Raw genomic sequence first — 20,675 nt, 5'->3', positions numbered from 1 at the left:
AATACGGGGGAAGGACATGAACGCCAGAGATAGCCAGCGCGCGCACGCCAGATGCGAGCGCGCCACGAAGCAAGCCGCGCAGCCGACGCTTAATGACACGCATTCGGGCACGCAAACCGGCACGCACGCCGCACCTTTCTCGCGCCGCGCGCGTCTGCTTCAGGCGAGCGTCGGCGCAGCGATGGGCGCGTGCCTGTGGGCGCTGCCTGCCGCGCAGGCAGTGAGCCAGGAAGCGCCGCTGCCGATGACGATGGCGTCGAATGGCGGCGCCGTGCATCTGACGATCGGCATGAGCGGGGCCGGGCAGGCCGCCGCCGCGGGCGTGTCGCAGGGCGGCAAGGGGCCGAACTGCACGGGCGCGATCGCCGATCATCAGACGGTGACGATTCCCGTCGGCAAGTCGACGATGGTCAACGTGCGCGAGTCGGTAAAGACGCGCACGGTCGGCAATCCGTCGATCGTGCAGGCGATGCTCGTGTCGCCGCAAACGCTCTATCTGCTCGGCAGCGACGTCGGCACGACCAACATGATCGTGCAGGGCCGCAGCGGCTCGTGCACGATCATCGATGTCTCCGTCGGCGCGGATCCCGGCGGCCTGCAGCAGACGCTCGCCGTGCTGATGCCTGAAGAAACGGGCGTGCAGGTCAAGGCGGCCGCCGACACGCTCGTGCTGACGGGCACCGTGTCCGACTCGGTGAAGGCCGAGCGCATCGTCGAACTGGCGCGCGCGTATGTCACGCGTCCGACTTCGCCGCTGCCCGCCGCCGTGCCCGCCAACGCAGGCGGTGCACAAGGCGGCGCAATGATTCCCGCCGTGCTCAAGCCGGCCGGCGCATCGGGCAACGGCAACAACGAGCGCATCGTCAACATGATGCACGTGGCCGCGCCGCAGCAGGTGATGCTCGAAGTGAAGGTGGCCGAAGTATCCAAGACGCTGATCGACCAGCTCGGCATGGCCGCGAACATCCAGGGCGGCACGGGCAGCTGGAGCTTCGGCCTGCTCGCCGATTTCCTGTCGGGCGGCATGGGCGCGCTGATCGGCTCGAAGGCGAACAACAAGCCGCTCAACTTCGCGTTCGACGCGCAGAAGACCGACCAGCTCGTCAAGGTGCTCGCCGAACCGAACCTGATGGCGATCAGCGGCCAGGAAGCGAGCTTCCTCGCGGGCGGCAAGGTGTTCATCCCCGTGCCGCAGAGCAACGGCCTCGCGGGCTCGACGATCATCCTGCAGGAAGAGACCTTCGGCGTCGGTCTCACGTTCACGCCGACCGTGCTCGACAACGGCCGCATCAACCTGAAGGTGTCGCCGGAAGTGTCGGAACTGTCGCCGACGGGCGTCGCCGTGACGGCGGGCACGATCAACACGACAGCCGTGCTGCCCCTCATCACGACGCGCCGCGCGTCCACGACGCTGCAGGTGTACGACGGCCAGAGCTTCGCGATCGGCGGTCTGATGAAGAGCAACGTGACGGGCACGCTCAAGGGCTTGCCGGGACTCGGCGAAGTGCCCGTGCTCGGCGCGCTGTTCCGCAGCACCAACTTCCAGGAAGACAAGACGGAACTCGTGTTCGTCGTGACGCCGCGCCTCGCGAAACCGCTGCCGCAGAACTATCCGCTGCCGACCGATCACTTCGGCAAGGTGACGGAAGCGGGCGTGTTCTTCACGGGCAACATGGAAGGCAAGAAGCCGCAAGCACCTGTGGAACCCACTCAGCCGTCGACGGGCGCTGCATTGCCCAGCACGATGCCGGGTAACGCGATTCCGTCGCCGATCCCCGTCAAGGGCGGTGCGATCGCGACGACAGGTTCGGCCGCTCCTGTGGTGCTGACGCCCGTCATCACGTCGCAAGGCACGACGGCGCCGACGCCCGTGCCGGCGCCCGAACGCACGCAGCCGGTATCGGACGCGATCCGTGCGCCCGCCACGCCGCGCGCACCCGACAGCGGCGATGGCAGCGACGGCACCGCGCCCATCACCCGGGTCGAACCGGTCGACGTGCACACGGCAGCCGTGCAGACCGCGAGCGTGAGCGCGCAGCCGCTGGCGGAAGCCGCGCAGACATCCGCTGCTCAACCCGCTGCGCAGCAGGCCCGCGAAAGCAGCGGCAACCAGCGCACCCAATAAGCTTCCCAAAAAGCGCCAACGAACTCCTGGAGACCGACATGAAAACCATCCAGACATTGATCCGCGCGTCGCTGTGCGCGGCGGCGAGCGTGACGCTCGCGGGCTGCCTGACCTCGACGCCGCAGTGGGACGCGACGTTCGGCAGTTCCGTCTCGCAGCTGAAGGAAATGCAGACGCTCAATCCGAACGCGAGCATGAACACCGACCCGGTGGCGGGTGTCGACGGCGCGACGGCCTCGGCGATCCAGAAGAACTACGCGAAGTCGTTCACGACGCCGCCGCCGCCCATCAACGTGTTCGCGGTCGGTCTGCCCGGCTCGAACTGACGCGCACGCGCCACCGACTCAATCCACGACAAGCCCCGCACGCGGAGACTGAACATGATCGACATCCTCCTCATCTCATCGGGTCCGGACCGCTCGCAGAAAATCGAGCAGTTGCTGGAAGGATGCGGCATCGCGCATCGCGTGCGGGCTCAGCACGGCTCGGTGCGGCAACTGCGCGCGCACGCCGCGGCCATCAAGTCGGCGGATCTGCTGATCGTCGACGATGTCGATCTCGAGCCGCAAGACATGGCGTCGATCGAAGAGACGCTTGCGCACGTGCCGCAGCTGAACTGCATGCTGGTGACGCCCGCGCCGTCGACGGCGCTGCTGATGGCGGCGATGCGCGCGGGCGTGCGTCACGTGCTGCCCTGGCCGCTCGACGCACAGGCTTTCGCGGCCGAGCTGTCGCATGTGTGGAGCAAGAAGACGGCGGGCGCGCGGCGCGAAGGGCGCGTGGTTTCGCTGACGTCGTGCAAGGGCGGCACGGGCACGACCTTCATCGCAATGAATCTCGCACATGCACTCGCGACACAACGCGGCAAGCGCGTGCTGCTCGTCGACGCGAACCAGCAGTTCGCCGACGCGAGTCTGCTGGTGGCCGACCAGACGCCTGCCGCGACGCTCGCCGATCTGTGCGCGCAGGTCGACCGGCTCGACAACGCGTTTTTCGATGCCTGCGTAATGCACGTGAACGACAACCTCGACGTGCTGGCGGGCGCGGGCGATCCGATCCGTGCAGGCGATCTGCGTCCTGCGCAACTCGAACGCGTGCTCGCGCTCGCGCGCTCCCAGTACGACGCCGTGATCGTCGATCTCGGACTCGGCATCAATCCGCTCGCGATTCACGTGCTCGATCAAAGCGACCGCATCTGCATGCTGGTGCGCCAGAGCGTGCTGTATCTGCGCGCGGGCCGCCGCATGCTCGACATCTTTCACGAACTCGGCTACGCGACGGGCAAGGTCAGCGTGCTCGTGAACCAGTACGACAAGCACGCGCCCGTCAATCTGCAGGCATTTGAACAGAGCTTCGGGATGAGCGTCGCGCATCGTTTCGCGCGCGACGACAAGCATGCGGGCACGGCGCTCGATCAGGGACTGCCCATCATGAGCGTTGCCAGGGGCAGCGCGCTCGCGCAGGACATCGTGGCCTTCGCGCATGTGCTGTCGCCCGCGCCGCAGAAAGAGAAGAAGGGCGGTCTCGCGCGTCTGTTCGCGTCGAAACCGCGCGACGTGCCGCAGCTGAAGACGGGTCACTGACCGGTCAGCAAATCACCGCGCGCCACCACACAGCAACGGGGGATTCTCATCATGTCATTGCGCGATCAACTGAGATTGCAGAGCGTGTCGATCAACGGCGCAATCAGCGGCGCCGCTGCGCCCGATACGGCAGCAACGGGCAACACCGCCGAAAGCATGGCCGCGCGGCGCGCGTATCAGGCGCTGAAGATGAACGTGCACGAGAAGATCATCGACCGTGTCGAACTCGACAAGCTGCAGCGCCTCACGCCCGAGCAGATCCGCCGCGAACTGGCGCAACTGGTCGAACGCATCGTCGACGAAGACAAGATTCCGATGAACGAGATCGAACGCCGGCGTCTCGCGCAGGACGTGCACGACGAAATGTTCGGTCTCGGTCCGCTCGAACCGCTGCTCGCCGATCCGACCGTGTCGGACATTCTCGTGAACACGTCGCAGCATGTGTACGTGGAACGGCGCGGCAAGCTCGAACACACCGACATCACGTTCTTCGACGACGCGCATCTGATGAAGATCATCGAGCGCATCGTGTCGCGTGTGGGGCGGCGCATCGACGAATCGACGCCGATGGTCGACGCGCGCCTGCCCGACGGCTCGCGCGTCAACGCGATCATTCCGCCTTCCGCGATCGACGGGCCGCTCGTGTCGATTCGCCGCTTCGCCGTGAATCCGTTGAAAGTGGACGACATGGTGAAGAACCAGACCTTCACGCCCGCGATGGCGCAACTGCTCGAAGCGCTCATCAAGGCGAAGCTCAACGTGCTGATTTCGGGCGGCACGGGCAGCGGCAAGACGACCATGCTCAATCTGCTGTCGGGCTTCATTCCCGGCGACGAGCGCATCGTCACGATCGAAGACGCCGCGGAACTGCAACTGCGCCAGGAACACGTGCTGCGGCTCGAAACGCGGCCGCCGAATATCGAAGGCAAAGGCGAAATCTCGCAGCGCTCGCTGGTGAAGAACGCGCTGCGGATGCGGCCCGACCGCATCGTGCTCGGCGAAGTGCGCGGCGCGGAAGCGCTCGACATGCTGCACGCGATGAACACGGGCCACGAAGGATCGATGGCGACGCTGCACGCGAACACGCCGCGCGACGCGATCACGCGCCTCGAAAACATGGTCGGCATGGCAGGTCTGTCGATGCCGATCAAGGCGATGCGCCAGCAGATCGCGTCGGCGATCACGGTGGTCGTGCAGGCGTCGCGTCTCACGGATGGCCGCCGCAAGCTGATGAGCATCCAGGAAATCACCGGGATGGAAGGAGAGGTCATCAACATGCAGGAGATTTTCACGTTCAGGCGCACGGGCGTCGCGGAAGACGGCACAGTCAAGGGCTACTTCTGCGCGACGGGCGTGCGGCCCAAGTTCGCCGACCGGCTTGCCGCGTTCGGTCTCGCGTTGCCGGATCAGATGTTCGATCCGGCGCGGCGCTACGAAGTCTGAACGCTCATCGACGCTCAAGGAGACGGACATGGATACGACATTGCTGGCGTTCGCGGTGCTCGGCTTCGTCGCGATCGTGCTGATGATCGAGGGCGTGTACCTCTACTGGAACAGCCGCCATGGCCCCGCCGTCAAGCGGATGGACGCGCGGATCCGCGCGATGTCGGCGGGCGGCCACGTGAGCGACGAGCAGATGTCGATTCTCAAGCAGCGCCTGCTGAGCGAATCGCCGACGCTCACGCGCATGCTGATGCGCATGCCGCGCGTGCATCTGCTCGATCTGTATCTGCAGCAGTCGGGGCTGTCGTGGTCGGTGGGACGCTTCGTCGGCTATTCGACCATGTCCGGCTGCGTCGGACTGGTGCTGGGCATGGGCGGCATGAATCTGCCGTTCGCCGTCGCGCTGGCCGTCGCGGGCGCCGCCGCGCTGCTGCCGCTCGTGTATCTGCGCGGCAAGCGCGCGAAGCGCATCGTGCGCCTCGAACGTCAGTTGCCCGATGCCGCCGATCTGATCGCCCGCGCATTGCGCGCCGGACACTCGTTTCCCGCTGCGCTCGGCATGGTCGCCGACGAGCTGCCGAATCCGCTCGGCGGCGAATTCCGCATCGCGTTCGACGAGATCAACTACGGCGTGTCGATGAACGATGCGCTGATGAACCTCGTGAGCCGCGTGCCCGTCGACGACGTGCGCTACTTCGTGATCGCCGTGCTGATCCAGCGCGAGGCGGGCGGCAACCTCGCGGAGATTCTCGGCAACATCGCCAGCATCATCCGCGACCGGCTCAAGCTGCTCGCGAAAGTGCGCGTGCTGTCGGCGGAAGGGCGGCTGTCGGCATGGATTCTCGGCGTGCTGCCGTTCATCGTGCTGGGCGCGCTGTCGGTGCTGAATCCCGGCTACTGCAAGGTGTTCTGGGAAGACGAGACGGGCCAGAAGATCGCGGCCGTCGCGCTGACGATGATGCTGTTCGGCATGTTGTGGCTGCGCAGGACCGTGCGCATCCGCGTATAGCCGCGCAATCGAAAACAACGAAAACGACGCAAAAAAAACGGGGAAATCATGGAAACCGAACAGATTCTCGTGCTGGCCGCGATGTTCGCGATCGTGTTCGGCGCGGCGTGGAAGGCGATGTCGCTGCTGCGTCCCGATCCGCTGAAGCGGCGTATCGACGGCATCGCGGCTTCTTCATCGGCAGGCATGGCGGGCATGCAGGATATGCAGGGCATGCAAGGCGCACCCGCTTCGGCCGATGAAGACAACCCCGGCTGGATGGAAACCGTTGCGAAGGTCTCGCATCACGTCGCGCGGCTTTCTCTGCCGAAGGACGACTGGGACAAGTCCGCGCTGCGGCGCCGCTTTGCGAACGCAGGGCTGCGCAGCGACGGCGCGCCCGCGATCTACTTCGCTGCGAAGACACTGCTCGCGCTCGGTCTGCCCGCGCTCGTGCTGGTCGGCATCACGCTGCTGGCGGGCCCGGACGCGCAGAAATTCCTGCTGATGGGCACGCTCTCGGCGGCGGCGTTGGGCTTCTATCTGCCGAATGTTGTGCTGAGCCGTCTCGTCGAGGCGCGTCAGCGCACGCTCTTCGAAGACCTGCCCGATGCGCTCGATCTGATGACCGTGTGTGTCGAAGCCGGGCTCGGGATCGACGCGGCGATGCAGCGCGTCGCCGAAGAGATCGGCGTGAAGAGCCACGCGCTCAAGGAAGAATTCGAACTCATGCTGCTCGAACTGCGTGCGGGTTCGGCGCGCGACAAGGCGCTGCGCAATCTCGCGCTGCGCACGGGCGTCGAGGACATCGACACGCTCACGTCGATGCTGATCCAGGCCGACCGTTTCGGCACGAGCGTCGGCGATTCGCTGCGCGTGTTCATCGACGCGCTGCGCACCAAGCGGCGGCTGCGCGCCGAGGAACAGGCCGCGAAGATCGCGCTGAAGCTGCTGTTTCCGCTGATGTTCTGCATCTTCCCCACGCTGATCATCGTGCTGATCGGGCCCGCGGCGATGCAGGTCGCGCACCAGCTGCTGCCCACGATGAGCGGCATGCACTGAACCGACCACCGAACCGACGCCAGGAGCGACACGATGAAAACCAGCCGTGCTCATCCGTCAATGCCCTCATGCAGGCCGACGCGCAGCGGCCGCGCGCGCGGGCGCCGCCTGCAGGCCGGCGTCGCCGCGCTCGAATTCGCGCTGATCGCGCCCGTGCTGTTCTTTCTGCTGTGCATGGCGCTGGATCTCGGCGTCGCGCTGTGGGTGAACCTGACGATGCAATACGCGGTGCGCGAAGGCGCGCGTTACGCCGTCACAGGACAGACAGGCATGGATCCGAACTCGTCGAGTCCGCAGCGCTATCTCGCCGTGATCCAGGAGATCAGGGATCAGTCGATGGGACTGTACCCGCTCGTCAATCCGAGCTACGCGATCACGGTCAACAGCGGCAAGACGCAGAGCTATGCGGGCGATTCGAGCTATCAGTCGAACATGTTCGGCAATCCCGGCGACATCGTCGTGCTGCAACTCAACTGCGCGTGGCCGATGCTTACGCCGATGATCCGCTCGTTCTTTCCCGGCGGCTTCTTCAACTTCAGCGTCGCGGCGACCATGCGCAACGAGGGCTTCTGACATGAAGACGAGACCACGGCTCAAAGGCGGAATAAGCGCACGCCGCAGGACGCGGGGCATCGTCAGCATCGAGTTCGCGCTGCTGCTGCCGCTGCTGCTCGGCATCGCGCTGCCGCTCTACGACATCGCGCGCAACGTGCAGGCGCAGATGATCCTCATCAACGTCAGTCGCGAAGGCGCGAATCTCGCGTCGCGCGCCGCGGCCACGTATCCGATGCAGACGATCATGTCGTCGCTCGCGGCCACCACGCCGCCGCTCAGCATGAGCGGCAGCGGCATGATCTACATCACGCAGATCATGGGCTCGACCGGCTGCGATTCGAAGGGCAACGGCTGCACGGGCACGGTCGTCGCGCAATGGAAATGGACGGGCGGCGGCGACAGCGGTGCGGCCAGCAAGATCTGGAACTGCTCGACGGCGGGCACGTCGTGGGCGACGGACGGCAGCGGATCGTGCAACGGACTCGGCGGCAAGACGCCACCGCAGCCGGTCGATCTGCTCAAGGGCAAGCTCTCCGACGGCCAGATCGCGTACGCGGTCGAAGCGTTCTATGTGCAGCCGCCGCTGGTCGGCGCGATCAATCTCGGCGGCGGCATCACGACGCCCGCGCTGTCGCCGAATCTGTATTCGATGAGCGTGTTCTGAAGCGCCGGCAGCGTGGCTGCACGAAGCACGGGGGAAGCGATGAAAAAAGCGATGAAGACCTTGAAAAGAACGATGCGTGCGCAGAAGCGCCAGCAGGGTTCGGTGAGCATTCTCGTCGCGCTGTCGCTGGCGGCGCTGCTCGGCGTTGCCGGTCTCGCGATCGACGCGGGGATGGGCTACATGATCAAGGCGCGGCTGGACTCAGCCGTCGACGGCGCGCTGATCGCGGCGGGCCAGGCCGTCACGCGCGGCGCGAGCCAGGCCGAGCAGATCAGCAACGCGACCACGGCTGCGAACGCGTTTTTTGCGGCGAACTATCCGACGGGCTTTCTCGGTTCGACGGCGACGCTGAGCGCGCCGTCGGTCAAGATCGACAAAGGCACTGTGACGATCGATCTCGCCGCGCAGGCCTCCGTGCCGCTCACGCTGATGCAGATCCAGGGTTTCAAGGTGCTCAACGTCGCGACTACGGGCGAAGCGATCCGGCGCGATCTCGACCTGTCGTTCGTGATCGACGTGACGAGTTCGATGAGCGACACGACGACTCAGGCAGCGGTGCGCTCGGGATCGACGGGCTTTCTCAACAACTTCAACACGTCGACCGACCGCGTTTCGCTGATGCACTTCGCGACGGGCACGGTCGTCGACGTGCCGTTCAAGAGCGACCAGACGCGCGGCTTCGACCGCACGACGATGACGACGAAGATCAACGGCTATAGCTTCGGCGGCAACACGGCATCCGTGGATGCGATCTGGAACGCGAAATACCAGCTCGATCACGTGATCACGCAGCCGTCGAGTCTGCGCGTGATCGTGTTTTTCTCGGACGGGGCGCCGAACAGTTTTGCGGCGAACTTCACCAAGGGCGCGACGACGACCTGCGCGACGGGCGGCTACACGATCGTGTCCAGCGACAGCCCGCCGACCTCGACCTCGTCGAACAATAACCCCGGCGCGTTCAACAACATGTCCGTGCAGAACCAGCAGGCCAGCTGTCACGACCCCTACGCCGACAACGTGACCAGCATGCCCGCGACCTATGACGTCCACGCCGCATCCGATGCCAGCTCGACGCTGCCGATCACGCCGGCATCGCCCATCGCAGGCACGCTGACGCGTCCCGTCACGAGCAGCATGCCGAACGTCGCCTCGTCCAGTTCGAAACTCGCCAACATGCTGATCAAGTATCAGAACGTGAACAACGCGTCGCGCAACCTGATGGAAATGATGGCCGCCAAGGCGCGCGCGGAAGGCATCTATGTGTTCGCGCTCGGCTACGGTCCATCGCTGCTGACGAAGACGGGCGCGGGCAGCGGCGAGGTCGGCCAGGACATTCTGAAGTGCATCGCCAATGTCGCCGATGGTCCGAGCCGCTGTTACGACTCGAAGCAGCCTGTCGGCGTGTATTGCTACGCGGCGACGATCAACGACATCAAGCCGTGTTACGCGCAACTCGCATCGGCCATTCTGCGTATCGCGAAGTAAGCGGCGAAGTAAGCAGGCAGTACGTCCGCGCGCCCTGAAGTGCGCGCGAAATAAAGGTGCGCTATCGTGTGACTGCTTGCGGCCGTGGATTTGCCTGAGGTTTTGGCTCAGGCACGCGCCGCAAGTCTCCAGTCGAACGCTTCGTTGCTCAACGGAGAAGCACGATGGTCAAGAAAACTGCGGTCCATGCGGTTGCGCATTCCGCGCAGGCCTCGCGCGGATCCACGCGGCCTCGCAAGGCAGAAGACGCGCGCGCTGCCGCGCATCCTGATATCGATGCGCAGGTCGTCCTCGTGCTGCAAGGCGGCGGCGCGCTGGGCGCGTATCAGGCGGGCGTGTTCGAAGCGCTGCACGACGCCGGGATCGAGCCGGACTGGGTGATCGGCACGTCGATCGGCGCGATCAACGGTGCGATCATCGCGGGCAATCCGCCCGCCGATCGGATGGAGCGCCTGCGCATGTTCTGGGATCGCGTGACATGGACGGGCCATCAAACGCCGAACTGGCTCGCCGCCTGTGGGCCAGCCTGCGCTGCGCTCGGACTGCCCGCGCATCTGTCGACTGCGCTCGCGACGGCCTGGGCCGCATGGATTCCCGGCTACGAGCAATGGCTGCGCAACCTGTCGATCATGTCGCAAGGCTTGCCCGCGTTCTTCACGCCGCGCGCCGATGCATGGCTCGCGCTGCAAACGCCCGTCGGCATCGAGCAGGCCGCGTTCTATCACACCGAGCCGCTGCGCGAGACGCTTGCCGCGCTGATCGACTTCAACTATCTGAACGGCAAGGAAACGCGCCTCACGGTCGGCACGGTCGGCGTGGGCAGCGGACAGATGCGCTATTTCACCAATCGCGACGAGCCGCTCGACGTCGGCCATGTGATGGCGTCGGCGGCGTTTCCACCGGGCTTTCCGTCCGTGCGGATAGACGGCGAAGCGTACTGGGACGGCGGCATCTATTCGAATACGCCGCTCGAAGCCGTGCTCGACGACCGGCCGCGCCATAGCTCCGTGATCTTCACCGTGCAACTGTGGCCCGCGCATGGCGCCGAGCCGGCGTCGATCCACGAGGCGATGAGCCGTCAGCGCGACATCCAGTATTCGAGTCGCGCCGAGAGCCATCTCGAACGACAGCGGCAGATTCACCGGCTGCGACATGTGATCCGCGAACTCGGCAAACATCTGCCCGACGACGAGCGCGAGTCGGCGGCCGTCAAGGAACTGCTGAACTGGGGCTGCGGCACGACGATGCAGGTGATCGAACTCGATGCGCCGAGCTTCGGACGCGACGATCTTCACAAGGACATCGACTTTTCGACGGACGGCATCCGGCGTCGCTGGGACGCCGGTTACGCCGACGCGCAGCGGATGATCGAACGTGCGCCGTGGCACGCCGAGCCCGATCCGATGGAAGGCATCGCGATCCATCGCTCGGATCCCGATGCCGCGTAAGACGGCGACATAACTGAACGATTGCGCGATCGCGCGAGCGTGTTGTACCTTGCCTTCATGACTCTGACGTTGCGCCGACGCAATGGATCGCGCGGCGCGGTTGAACGTTTATCGGACGTTATTACGGCGGCGGTCGCGGGCAGGTAAAAACGGGGCATACAAGACCAACATGACTCATCCCAATGCAGCATTGATCGAGCGATTCTACGAAGCGTTCCAGCGGCGCGATGTCGAGACGATGGCCGCGTGCTACGCGCCCGACGTCACGTTCAGCGACCCCGTGTTCACGGAACTGCACGGCGACGAAGTGAGCGACATGTGGCGCATGCTGGTATCGCGCGCGCAGGAGTTCACGCTCGCGTTCAGCCATGTCACGGCCGACGACGACCACGGCAGCGCGCATTGGGTCGCAAGTTACGTGTTCAGCCAGACGGGCAGGACGGTCGTGAATCAGATCGACGCGCGCTTCGTGTTTCGCGACGGTTTGATCGTCGAGCATCGCGACCGTTTCGACCTGTGGCGGTGGGCGAGTCAGGCGTTGGGTGCGAAGGGCGCGCTGCTCGGCTGGACGCCGTTCGTGCAGGGCGCGATTCGCGAGCAGGCGAAACGCGGGCTCTCGGCGTGGCGTGCACGAACGGCATAAGCGCGACATAAGCGCGGCATAAGCGCGGCACGGGCGGGACGTAAGGGAAGCGGACACGACAACGAAGCAGCGAGGGTGTGATGCGCGAAGTGGATACGGCATGGCAGGAATGGCTCACGACGAACGTGGGCCGCGGGTGCACGCCCGAATCGATGGTCGAGGCGATGGTGCAGGCGGGTTTCGATGCCGACGCGGCGGGCGAGATCGTGCGCCGCGCGTCATCCGCTCAACTCGCGGAAAAACGCGCGGAAACAGGCACCGAAGCGGCCGTCATCGACAAGCCGACGGAAGAAGAAACGCGTGCCTATGACTACGATGCCTGTCCCGTCGCGGTGGGCAACACGGTGCGCGCGCACGACCGCGATATCGCGGTTCGCGTGCGCTTCGAGCGTCCGCAGGTCATCGCGTTCGACGACGTGCTCTCGCGCGACGAATGCGACGAACTCATCGAGCGCGCGCGGCATCGGCTGAAACGCTCCACGACGGTCAATCCCGAGAGCGGCCGCGAAGACGTGATCCAGCTGCGCACCAGCGAAGGCTTCTGGTTCCAGCGCTGCGAGGACGCGTTCATCGAGCGGCTGGACCGCCGCATCTCGGCGTTGATGAACTGGCCGCTCGAACATGGCGAAGGATTGCAGATCCTGCATTACACGAAGGGGGGCGAATACCGTCCGCACTTCGATTACTTCCCGCCCGGCCAGGGCGGCAGCCTGCTGCATACGTCGCGCGGCGGCCAGCGAGTGGCAACGCTGATCGTCTATCTGAGCGACGTCGACGGCGGCGGGGAAACGGTGTTTCCGGATGCGGGGCTCGCGGTGATGGCGCGGCAAGGCGGCGCGATCTACTTCCGCTACATGAACGGGCGCCGCCAGCTCGATCCGCTGACGCTGCACGGCGGCGCACCCGTCACGAGCGGCGAGAAATGGATCATGACGAAATGGATGCGCGAGCGTCCTTACGTCTAGCGTGACCCCGGACGGCGTGTCGGCCGTCGGGCGATGCAATCTGGATTGCAGGTATGGCAAGTGCTGCTAGACGGCCAGCGTATCGATGGCCTGTTTCAAACGCTGCCTGCGCCGATGCATCGACCTCCCGACGGGAACAAGACACAAAAGGGGACCAACAATGGACAACTATCAACTGGAAAGCGAACTCCAGCATCTGGAGCGCGTGCTCAAAAACATCTCCGCGGAACACCGCTTTCCGCTTTCATACTGGCGCACCCGGCTCAACGCGGTGATGGCGGCGCGGCTCGTGCCGTCGCAACAGGTGCGGGCGCGCAAGCTCGACGGGCAGCTGCGGGCGCTCGAAACGCGTGCGCCAGAGGTCGGCTGACAGTGTGATCCACCACGCGATTGATGGCGCGATCGACTCCATGAGCCAGGCACAACGGATGCTCAAATCTGATCGACTGACGCAACCGTGCGTCGGCGTAACCAGACGGAGTCAGCCATGAACAAGGATCAAGTGAAGGGCACCGCCGAGAAGATGAAAGGCAAGGTCAATGAGGCCGTCGGCAAGGCAACGGGCAACCGCAGCCAGGAGTTGAAGGGCGATGTGCAGCAGGGCGCCGGCGAAATGCAGAAGTCCTACGGTGACGCGAAGGAAGCCGCCAAGGACGTCGCTCGCGAAGACCGCAAGCATCATCACTGATCAGGCGGCGCACAGAGTAGAGCCGCCCGGCGGTTCGATCACAGGGAGCGTATAAGCTAGACGGGCAAAGCCCGCAGGGCCGCGTTGCGACGCGGCCCGTTTTACGTTGTATTTCATTTTGTTTCGATGTCTGCGCCCGATGTATGTGGTTGCACGCGCAGCCATTAGAATGACCGGTCCATTTATCTCGCACTGGAAACCTCGCGTGTCTTCTCCGCTTTCCACGTCTGAACCCGATGTGCTCGCCGCGCTGCGTGTCGCGACGGGCAGCCGTCACGCGCTGATCGATTCGACGATGCCGCTTTCGGCGGATATGCCGACGCTGCATGACTATCGCTTGCATCTGCAACTGATCGGGGCGTGGCTCGCGCCGCTCGAACGATGGCTCGCTCGCTTCGACGACGGCCCGCAGCGCGCCGTGCCGTTTATCGCGCGGATGCCGCTGATCGAACGGGATCTCGCTGATCCATCGCTGCGCGTTCCGAGCGATACGATCGACACGACTGGCGACGAAGCCGCGCCGCCCGATGCCGACGATGCCGCTTACCGGTGGGGCGTGTGTTACGTGATCGAAGGATCGCAACTGGGCGGGACCGTGCTCTACCGGCGCTTGCACGAAACGTTGGCGCCGCATCCGTTGCGCTATCTGAGCGGCGACGGCGTGCCGCCGGGGCCGCGCTGGAAAGACTTCCTCGACGCGATGCGCCGCGAAGTCCATACGCCGCACGATATCGCGCGTGCATGCGACGGCGCGCGCGACGCGTTCGATCGACTGCTGGAACGGATTCCGGGAACGCAGGCCGTCGACATCGACGCCCTCATCGACGTCGACACGCAGAAAGCGCTCGGCGAGTTGAGCAGCTAGCGCGCGGTTGCAGGCTCAGTTCAATGGCGCGTCACCCGCACCGTTGAGCGTGCTGGGGCCGGGATGCGGCCGGCGAAGCAGCAGATCGACTTGACCGAGCAGAGTCTCACGCGCAACAGGCTTGTGCAGCGTGCATTCGCAATCGAGATCGCTCGGAATGTCGGGTGAGGCGCTCCAAAGGATCACAGGCATGCCGTCGAGGCCGGGATCGCTCTTGAGTCTGCGGCACACTTCGGCGCCATCCATGCCGGGCATCATCAGGTCCGTGATGACGAGCGCGGGATGCACGCGATGCGCCAGTTCGACGCCCTTGCGGGGCTCGAAGGCAGTGAGCACGTGGAAGCCCTCAAGTTCGAGAAGGAGGGCCCACGCAATCAGAAGATCCGGCTCGTCGTCGATGAGCAGGATGGTGGGGAGGCGGCTGTCCGATAGAGCGTTCGAATCCATGTGTACAGGCGTTACTTCTGCTCGCGCAGCCGACTAACGGTGCAGAGTGTGCAGGCGGGTTACTGACGAATCGTCATCATGAAACAGTGTCCCCGCACGCATGACCCGTGCCAATCGCATCGGAAATGTGCAGATGATGCGTTCGTGCGAGCCTGCCGACGTGCCGCGACGCTCGGGCGCACGCGTTGACGCCGTGCGTGGCGGGGCTTCGCGCGAGATGGCGCGCGTCGTGCATTCGGGTTTGACGCTCATGGCCGGACTGCGTGGAATCGATCGAACGTCGCTGCGCACTGGCGAGCCGTTGTAAGTTTAGGCGCGCTGCGCTGTCGATTTTTCCAGTCGCGTGGCATGAGCGTGAGGGGCGGATTGTCCGATGGTTTGACTTCCTTTCGGGTAGACTGCAAGTCTATGGACAGACTAACCAGCCAACCGCGCGCCGCGTTGCCGGTCGACACCACGCAAGTGTTCGAACTGCTGCCGGACGCCTGGCTGATCCTCGACGAGCGATTCGAAGTCGTGCTCGCCAACGCGCGTTATCGTGAGATGACGGGCGTCATACTGGCCGACATTCAGGGCCGTTCCATCTACGACATCAACCAGTTCGGCTCGCAATCGCAACGTGAATTGCGGCGCAGCTGGCTCGACTCGATGCTGCCGGGACTCGTGCCCGGAGAAAACCGTCTGTCTCCGCTGATCCGTTATGACACACCTACGCCCAACGCGAGCGACGGTGCGCTGACGCCGCGATTCTGGCAGGTACGCACGTCGATGATCGACGGCGGCGCAGAGCGTGCGCCGATGATCGGCATGTGCGTGATGGACGTGAGCGATTCGATTGCCGTGACCGAGCGCGATCAGCGCGAACGCGCGAAGCTGCGTTCGCAGGCGCGTTTGCGTCAGGTGCTGGTCGATGAGGCGAATGCGGAACTGCGCGTGCATCGCGAGCAGTTGCGCCAGGCGCTCGAGTTCGCGCATATCGGCGCATGGGAACTGGATCCCGCGACGGGTGCGATCGAAGGCACCGAGCAGTGCAAGGTGAACCTCGGTCTCGCGCCGACTGATGTTTTGACGCAGACGCTGCTATTCGACGAACTCGTCGATGAAGCCGATCGCGTGCGTGTGAACGAGGCGATGAATCGCGCGCTCGCCGAGCGCGATCATTTCGAAGTCGAGTTTCGCGTCACCTGGCCCGACCGATCGGTGCACTGGATTCTGCTGCGTGGCCTTGGACGTTATCAACCGGGCGATACGCTGAAGGCGATCATCGGCTTTACGCTCGATATCACGTCGCGCAAGGAGGCCGAACTCGAGCAGCGCGCGATCGCCGAATCCGAGAAACGCGCGCGCGAGCATAGCGACGAAGTGGCGCGCGCGATGGATCATTTCGTCACGGCTGTGAGTCACGAGTTGCGTTCGCCGCTCGGCGCGATCCTGTCGTGGACGACGCTGTTGCAGCGTGCCGCAGACCCATCGCATGTCGCGCGCGCGGCGGGGGTGATCGAACGCAATGCGCATCAGTTGTCGCATATGGTCGATGATCTGCTCGATAGCGGTGCTATTGCGACGGGGAAGCTGTCGGTGAATCTGGCACCTGTCGATCTCGGTGCGCTGGCCGGCAATGTGGCCGAGGACATTCGCATGACGGCCGAGACCAAGGGATTACGGCTGGTGGTCGGTGAACTGGCGCCTTGCGTGGTGATGGCCGATCAGAGCCGGATGAAACAGGTTGCGTGGAATCTTTTATCGAATGCTGTGAAGTTCTGCGCGCAGGGCGAAGTCGAGGTTAGTGTGACCGTTAAAGGTCAGCAGGTTGAGTTGATGGTGCGGGATACCGGTTGTGGGATTGAGCCGGATGCTTTGGCTCGTATCTTCGAGCGGTTTCGGCAGATTAATCCTGAGAGTGGCGGGCGTGTTGCCGGGCTTGGGCTCGGGCTTTGGCTTGTTAAGCATCTTGTTGATTTGCATCAAGGGAGTGTGCGGGCTGAAAGCCCTGGGCGTGGGTGCGGTTCTCGGTTTGTTGTCACCTTGCCGGTTTATCGGTGATTTTTTTGGTTTTTGTTGCGCTGGCATCCGCGATTTCGTATCGGTACTTCATGCGTTGCCCCTGTGCGGGGCGGCACCTACTTTTCTTTGCAGCGGCAAAGAAAAGTAGGCAAAAGAAAGCCGCTTCAAACCTCCAGTGCCCGCCAGGATACCGCCACGGCACACGGTCTTTGAGCTGTCGCGCAGCGACGCAAACACTCCGTAGAAAGCCCGCAGTCAGGCGCGCGCAGCGCGAAAGATGACATCCCCCTGGGACACATTCGGTCGGCTGTTTTTGTGTGTTTGCCGTCGGTCTGATTGCGGCGGTATGTGCTCCAGACTGTGTGCGGGTTTCGCGCCGTGCGCGGTTGACTGCGGGCTTTCTACAGAGTGTGGACGTTGCTGCGCAATGGCTCAACTGCGGCATGCCGAAGCGGTATCCGGGCAGGCACCGGAGGTACAAAAGCGGCTTTCTTTTGCCTACTTTTCTTTGCCGCTGCAAAGAAAAGTAGGTGCCGCCCCGCACAGGGGCAACGCATGAAGTACCGATACGAAACCGCGGATGCCAGCGCAGCAAAAAAAACAAAAAATGGCGACTAGCGTCGCAGACAAAAAAACTCACCTATAAGGCGGCGGTTCATTCAAAACCGCCCAGAACATCCCGAGATCATTAATAGCCCCCATAAAATCATCAAACTCAACGGGCTTTACGACATAAGCATTAACCCCAAGATCATAACTCCGCAACAAATCCTTCTCCTCACGAGAAGAAGTGAGCATAACAACAGGAATGCGCTTGAGCTTATCGTCGGCCCGTACGGCCTTGAGTACCTCATGCCCATCGATCTTCGGCAACTTCTTGTCGAGCAGAATCACCGCAGGATTCTCATCCTTGCGCTCCGCATACTGACCTTCGCGCCGCAGATAATCGAGCGCCTCCGCGCCGTCGCGTATCGACACGACAGGGTTCGCAAGCCGTGTCTTCTCCAGCGCGATAAGCGTCAACTCGATATCGTTGACATTGTCTTCCACCAGCAAGATTGGTCTAAGCACGCGTAGTTCCTCGTTGGCATAAGCGCGTCATTCGCGCCTGGCGTCGTTCGCGCCATCTGATGTTCGGGTCTCCGCGCCCGAATCCGCACTGGATTCCTTCGGCACAGGCCTGAACGGCTGTCCCGGCGATAACGCGGCAAGCCGCGCCACAGCGGCCGTCGGGCTTTCGTCACGGGCGTTCGCGTCGGGCGTGAAAGTGAGCGGCAGCGAGAAGAAAATCGTCGCGCCTTTGCCCAGTTCGCCTTCGGCCCACGTCCTGCCGCCATGTCGTTCGACGATACGTCGCACGCTCGCAAGTCCGATACCCGTCCCCTCGAATTCTTCCGCACGATGCAGCCGCTGAAACACGCCGAACAGCTTGTCGACATAGCGCATGTCGAAACCGACGCCGTTGTCGCGCACGAACACCACGCGCTGTCCCGCAAGATCGTCTTCGCCGGGCCGGCTCGAAATCTCGATCACGGCAGGTGCATTCGGATCGTCATGAAGGCGGCTAAATTTTACTGCATTCTCAATCAGGTTCCGCAGCACGACATGGAGAAGCACAGGGTCGGCCGTGACCTGCGGCAGATCGCCGATGCGCCAGTCGATTGGCCGCTCGCCCGCGTTGCGTTGCTCGTCCGCGATCAGCGTCTGCGTGAGCGCGCGCAAGTCCACGCCCTGCGGACGCAATGCGGCGCGGCCCATCTGCGAGAACGCAAGCAGATCGTCGACGAGCTTGCCGCCGAAACGCGCCGCGCCCATGATCCGTTCGACGAAGTGCTGGCCGCGCTCGGAAAGCTTCGCGCTTTCCATTTCGCGAAGCAGATCCGCGAAGCCAACGATATGCCGCAACGGCGCGCGCAGATCGTGCGATACCGTGTACGAGAAGCCTTCGAGTTCTTCGTTCGCGCGCCCCAGTTCGAGCGCGAGTTGCGCGAGTTCTTCCGCGCGCCGCAGCACGATGCCGAGCAACGCGGTGCGAAACTCGACGGCGATTTCGAGTTCGGCCTGCCGCCACGGCGACGAACGTCCGCGCACGGTTTCCGTCCACGTGTCGAAGCTCTCGCGCGGCGACAGCGACGCCGATAGCGACGACAGCTTCGCGCGCGGATCGCCCGCCCATTTCAACGTGCGCACGACTTCCGCGCGAAACCAGATCACGTAGTTGCGGAACAGCTTCGAAATGGAAAGTGCGAGCATGCCGGCATGCTCGGGATTCGCCGCGCGTCCCCATGCTTGCGCGAGATCGTCGGTCGAATAGATGTCGTCGCTCTGCGTGTCGAGCCACGCGACAAGCTCCTCGATCGTGTCGCGATCGGGCGCGTTGCCGATCGGCACGATGCGTCCGTCGAACACGATCGCCGCGCCAGTCGAATTGGTCAGCGCGAGCAGTTCGCGCGGATCGTTCGCGAGTGCGTCGATGAAGTGATCGGTGTTCGCCATCGTCGCGAGCAGATGCGACTGTCGGCGGCGCAATTCGAGCCGGTGTTCGGCTTCCGCGTGATCTTCTTTTGCTTCGACCTGTAGCGACAGCACCTGCGCAATGTGCTCGCATGCGGTGCGCACTTCGAAAGGCGGCACGCGCGCGCTCGCGTGATGACACGAAATCAGCCCCCACAGCTTGCCGCGCACGACGATCGACATCGACATCGACGACCACGTTCCCATGTTCTTCATGTACTGCACGTGCACGGGCGACACGCTGCGCAACGACGCATACGTCAGATCGGTTGGCGCGTGCGTGACGGGATTCAGTGCGGGCACGAGCGGCGCGGGCGCGTAGTCCGCGTCGGCGATCAGGCGGATGCGGTTGCGCACATACAGCGCGCGTGCCTGAGGCGGAATGTCGGAACCAGGGAAGCGCTGGTCCATGTACGACTGATAACCTTCATCGAGTGCTTCCGCGATCACATGGCCATTGCCTTCGTCGTCGAAGTCGTAGACCAGCGTGCGTCCATAGCCGGTAATGCGCTGCACTTCCTGCGCGGCGAGCGCCGCGAGATCGGCGACGCTCTGCACTTCCTGCAAGCGGTTGATGAAGGTGCGCACGAGCGGATACATCGACGAGAACACATCGGCCGTACCACGCGCCGGTTCGAGTTCGACGAAAGCGATGCGCTGATAACGGTGCACGACGATCGCGAGCGGAGAAAGGCGCGTTTCGCGTTGCACGGCGCCGCGCGGGTCGTCGATCGAACCGACATAGAGCGGCACGCCTTCCGTATCGAGCGAAGCAAGCGCCGAAATGGCGGGTGCAGCCGCGTCGCCGAGAACACTCGACAACGGTTTGCCGAGTACTTCATCGAGCGGCTTTTGTGCGAGCAATGCGACGTTTTCGCTAGCCTGCATGACGATGCCGTCGTCCGTCACGCAGAAGAGAAAGCCATGTGGCTGGATGCCGCCGGGAATATGGATCGGTTCACGCGCGCAATCGACCATCGCACGCGCCATGTCTTCTGAGTGCTGTTCGCTAACGCTCGAAACGTTCGACATGCTTTCTCCATAGGGCGGTCACGCCATTCTCGCATACGCATTGCGGGTTCTGCGCAGCGGGGTTCAAATGTGCTTCATGACGATGGCGTGCGCATGGTATGCGCCTCTCAGGCACATGGATTGCTACTTCAACACGCCGATGCATCGCACATCCAGCAGCGCTG

General features: G+C 63.9%; 20 protein-coding genes. 17 read left to right on the top strand and 3 right to left on the bottom strand.

Annotated features, from left to right (window positions below; all coding sequences use genetic code 11):
- Nucleotides 1-16 precede the first annotated feature (16 nt).
- The 15 genes from QEN71_RS10660 to QEN71_RS10590 all read left to right on the top strand — a co-directional run bounded on the left by QEN71_RS10660 (nt 17) and on the right by QEN71_RS10590 (nt 14,514).
- Nucleotides 17-2,125 (top strand): type II and III secretion system protein family protein, encoded by a 2,109-nt coding sequence (locus QEN71_RS10660; RefSeq protein WP_201649076.1) that lies wholly within the window; start codon nt 17-19, stop codon nt 2,123-2,125.
- A 38-nt stretch (nt 2,126-2,163) separates the two neighbouring features.
- Nucleotides 2,164-2,451, top strand: coding sequence for a hypothetical protein (locus QEN71_RS10655; RefSeq protein ID WP_201649077.1), 288 nt, complete (start codon nt 2,164-2,166; stop codon nt 2,449-2,451).
- Between the two features lie 54 nt (nt 2,452-2,505).
- Nucleotides 2,506-3,708, top strand: coding sequence for an AAA family ATPase (locus QEN71_RS10650; RefSeq protein WP_201649078.1), 1,203 nt, complete (start codon nt 2,506-2,508; stop codon nt 3,706-3,708).
- Between the two features lie 51 nt (nt 3,709-3,759).
- The gene (locus QEN71_RS10645) at nt 3,760-5,151 is read left to right on the top strand and encodes a CpaF family protein (RefSeq protein WP_201649079.1); all 1,392 of its coding nucleotides are present in this window, start codon (nt 3,760-3,762) and stop codon (nt 5,149-5,151) included.
- Between the two features lie 28 nt (nt 5,152-5,179).
- Nucleotides 5,180-6,160 carry a type II secretion system F family protein gene (locus QEN71_RS10640; protein ID WP_201649080.1) on the top strand — a complete coding sequence of 327 codons (981 nt, stop codon included), beginning with the start codon at nt 5,180-5,182 and terminating at the stop codon, nt 6,158-6,160.
- 48 nt (nt 6,161-6,208) lie between these two features.
- The gene (locus tag QEN71_RS10635) at nt 6,209-7,201 is read left to right on the top strand and encodes a type II secretion system F family protein (RefSeq protein WP_201649081.1); all 993 of its coding nucleotides are present in this window, start codon (nt 6,209-6,211) and stop codon (nt 7,199-7,201) included.
- A 33-nt stretch (nt 7,202-7,234) separates the two neighbouring features.
- Entirely contained in the window at nt 7,235-7,774 is a 540-nt protein-coding gene (locus tag QEN71_RS10630; protein WP_201649082.1) for a TadE/TadG family type IV pilus assembly protein, read from the top strand.
- 1 nt (nt 7,775) lies between these two features.
- Nucleotides 7,776-8,420: a TadE/TadG family type IV pilus assembly protein gene (locus tag QEN71_RS10625; protein ID WP_201649083.1), complete on the top strand. Its 645-nt coding sequence runs from the start codon at nt 7,776-7,778 to the stop codon at nt 8,418-8,420.
- 51 nt (nt 8,421-8,471) lie between these two features.
- The gene (locus tag QEN71_RS10620) at nt 8,472-9,905 is read left to right on the top strand and encodes a vWA domain-containing protein (RefSeq protein WP_201649084.1); all 1,434 of its coding nucleotides are present in this window, start codon (nt 8,472-8,474) and stop codon (nt 9,903-9,905) included.
- Nucleotides 9,906-10,069: 164 nt separating this feature from the next.
- A complete protein-coding gene (locus QEN71_RS10615) occupies nt 10,070-11,353 on the top strand; it encodes a patatin-like phospholipase family protein (RefSeq protein ID WP_201649085.1) in 1,284 nt (427 codons plus the stop codon).
- Nucleotides 11,354-11,522: 169 nt separating this feature from the next.
- The gene (locus tag QEN71_RS10610; protein ID WP_201649086.1) at nt 11,523-11,996 is read left to right on the top strand and encodes a nuclear transport factor 2 family protein; all 474 of its coding nucleotides are present in this window, start codon (nt 11,523-11,525) and stop codon (nt 11,994-11,996) included.
- Nucleotides 11,997-12,076: 80 nt separating this feature from the next.
- Complete coding sequence (locus tag QEN71_RS10605) at nt 12,077-12,961, top strand: 2OG-Fe(II) oxygenase (protein ID WP_201649087.1); 885 nt, start codon at nt 12,077-12,079, stop codon at nt 12,959-12,961.
- A gap of 160 nt (nt 12,962-13,121) precedes the next feature.
- A complete protein-coding gene (locus QEN71_RS10600) occupies nt 13,122-13,331 on the top strand; it encodes a hypothetical protein (protein ID WP_201649088.1) in 210 nt (69 codons plus the stop codon).
- Between the two features lie 117 nt (nt 13,332-13,448).
- Nucleotides 13,449-13,649 carry a CsbD family protein gene (locus QEN71_RS10595; protein ID WP_201649089.1) on the top strand — a complete coding sequence of 67 codons (201 nt, stop codon included), beginning with the start codon at nt 13,449-13,451 and terminating at the stop codon, nt 13,647-13,649.
- A 205-nt stretch (nt 13,650-13,854) separates the two neighbouring features.
- A complete protein-coding gene (locus QEN71_RS10590) occupies nt 13,855-14,514 on the top strand; it encodes a biliverdin-producing heme oxygenase (RefSeq protein ID WP_233471723.1) in 660 nt (219 codons plus the stop codon).
- 15 nt (nt 14,515-14,529) lie between these two features.
- On the opposite strand, the gene QEN71_RS10585 is transcribed toward QEN71_RS10590, so the two are convergent.
- A complete protein-coding gene (locus QEN71_RS10585; RefSeq protein ID WP_201649090.1) occupies nt 14,530-14,961 on the bottom strand; it encodes a response regulator in 432 nt (143 codons plus the stop codon).
- Nucleotides 14,962-15,094: 133 nt separating this feature from the next.
- Between QEN71_RS10585 and QEN71_RS10580 the strand changes: the two genes are divergently transcribed.
- The gene (locus QEN71_RS10580) at nt 15,095-15,268 is read left to right on the top strand and encodes a hypothetical protein (protein ID WP_201649091.1); all 174 of its coding nucleotides are present in this window, start codon (nt 15,095-15,097) and stop codon (nt 15,266-15,268) included.
- A 101-nt stretch (nt 15,269-15,369) separates the two neighbouring features.
- Nucleotides 15,370-17,004, top strand: a complete 1,635-nt coding sequence (locus QEN71_RS10575) for a sensor histidine kinase (protein WP_201649092.1) — start codon at nt 15,370-15,372, stop codon at nt 17,002-17,004.
- A gap of 597 nt (nt 17,005-17,601) precedes the next feature.
- On the opposite strand, the gene QEN71_RS10570 is transcribed toward QEN71_RS10575, so the two are convergent.
- Both QEN71_RS10570 and QEN71_RS10565 read right to left on the bottom strand, forming a co-directional pair.
- Entirely contained in the window at nt 17,602-18,036 is a 435-nt protein-coding gene (locus QEN71_RS10570; RefSeq protein ID WP_201649093.1) for a response regulator, read from the bottom strand.
- A 27-nt stretch (nt 18,037-18,063) separates the two neighbouring features.
- A complete protein-coding gene (locus tag QEN71_RS10565) occupies nt 18,064-20,511 on the bottom strand; it encodes an ATP-binding protein (protein ID WP_201649094.1) in 2,448 nt (815 codons plus the stop codon).
- Nucleotides 20,512-20,675: the final 164 nt, after the last annotated feature.

This window comes from Paraburkholderia sabiae (assembly GCF_030412785.1).
Classification (GTDB): Bacteria; Pseudomonadota; Gammaproteobacteria; order Burkholderiales; family Burkholderiaceae; genus Paraburkholderia; species Paraburkholderia sabiae.
This window is presented reverse-complemented; position numbering and strand designations above follow the sequence as displayed.

What these genes read in the sequence shown, in the direction of transcription:
- QEN71_RS10660 (WP_201649076.1), top strand. Translation starts at nt 17, where the DNA reads ATGAACGCCAGAGATAGCCAGCGCGCGCACGCCAGATGCGAGCGCGCC.
- QEN71_RS10655 (WP_201649077.1), top strand. Translation starts at nt 2,164, where the DNA reads ATGAAAACCATCCAGACATTGATCCGCGCGTCGCTGTGCGCGGCGGCG.
- QEN71_RS10650 (WP_201649078.1), top strand. Translation starts at nt 2,506, where the DNA reads ATGATCGACATCCTCCTCATCTCATCGGGTCCGGACCGCTCGCAGAAA.
- QEN71_RS10645 (WP_201649079.1), top strand. Translation starts at nt 3,760, where the DNA reads ATGTCATTGCGCGATCAACTGAGATTGCAGAGCGTGTCGATCAACGGC.
- QEN71_RS10640 (WP_201649080.1), top strand. Translation starts at nt 5,180, where the DNA reads ATGGATACGACATTGCTGGCGTTCGCGGTGCTCGGCTTCGTCGCGATC.
- QEN71_RS10635 (WP_201649081.1), top strand. Translation starts at nt 6,209, where the DNA reads ATGGAAACCGAACAGATTCTCGTGCTGGCCGCGATGTTCGCGATCGTG.
- QEN71_RS10630 (WP_201649082.1), top strand. Translation starts at nt 7,235, where the DNA reads ATGAAAACCAGCCGTGCTCATCCGTCAATGCCCTCATGCAGGCCGACG.
- QEN71_RS10625 (WP_201649083.1), top strand. Translation starts at nt 7,776, where the DNA reads ATGAAGACGAGACCACGGCTCAAAGGCGGAATAAGCGCACGCCGCAGG.
- QEN71_RS10620 (WP_201649084.1), top strand. Translation starts at nt 8,472, where the DNA reads ATGAAGACCTTGAAAAGAACGATGCGTGCGCAGAAGCGCCAGCAGGGT.
- QEN71_RS10615 (WP_201649085.1), top strand. Translation starts at nt 10,070, where the DNA reads ATGGTCAAGAAAACTGCGGTCCATGCGGTTGCGCATTCCGCGCAGGCC.
- QEN71_RS10610 (WP_201649086.1), top strand. Translation starts at nt 11,523, where the DNA reads ATGACTCATCCCAATGCAGCATTGATCGAGCGATTCTACGAAGCGTTC.
- QEN71_RS10605 (WP_201649087.1), top strand. Translation starts at nt 12,077, where the DNA reads ATGCGCGAAGTGGATACGGCATGGCAGGAATGGCTCACGACGAACGTG.
- QEN71_RS10600 (WP_201649088.1), top strand. Translation starts at nt 13,122, where the DNA reads ATGGACAACTATCAACTGGAAAGCGAACTCCAGCATCTGGAGCGCGTG.
- QEN71_RS10595 (WP_201649089.1), top strand. Translation starts at nt 13,449, where the DNA reads ATGAACAAGGATCAAGTGAAGGGCACCGCCGAGAAGATGAAAGGCAAG.
- QEN71_RS10585 (WP_201649090.1), bottom strand. Translation starts at nt 14,961, where the DNA reads ATGGATTCGAACGCTCTATCGGACAGCCGCCTCCCCACCATCCTGCTC.
- QEN71_RS10580 (WP_201649091.1), top strand. Translation starts at nt 15,095, where the DNA reads ATGATGCGTTCGTGCGAGCCTGCCGACGTGCCGCGACGCTCGGGCGCA.
- QEN71_RS10575 (WP_201649092.1), top strand. Translation starts at nt 15,370, where the DNA reads ATGGACAGACTAACCAGCCAACCGCGCGCCGCGTTGCCGGTCGACACC.
- QEN71_RS10565 (WP_201649094.1), bottom strand. Translation starts at nt 20,511, where the DNA reads ATGTCGAACGTTTCGAGCGTTAGCGAACAGCACTCAGAAGACATGGCG.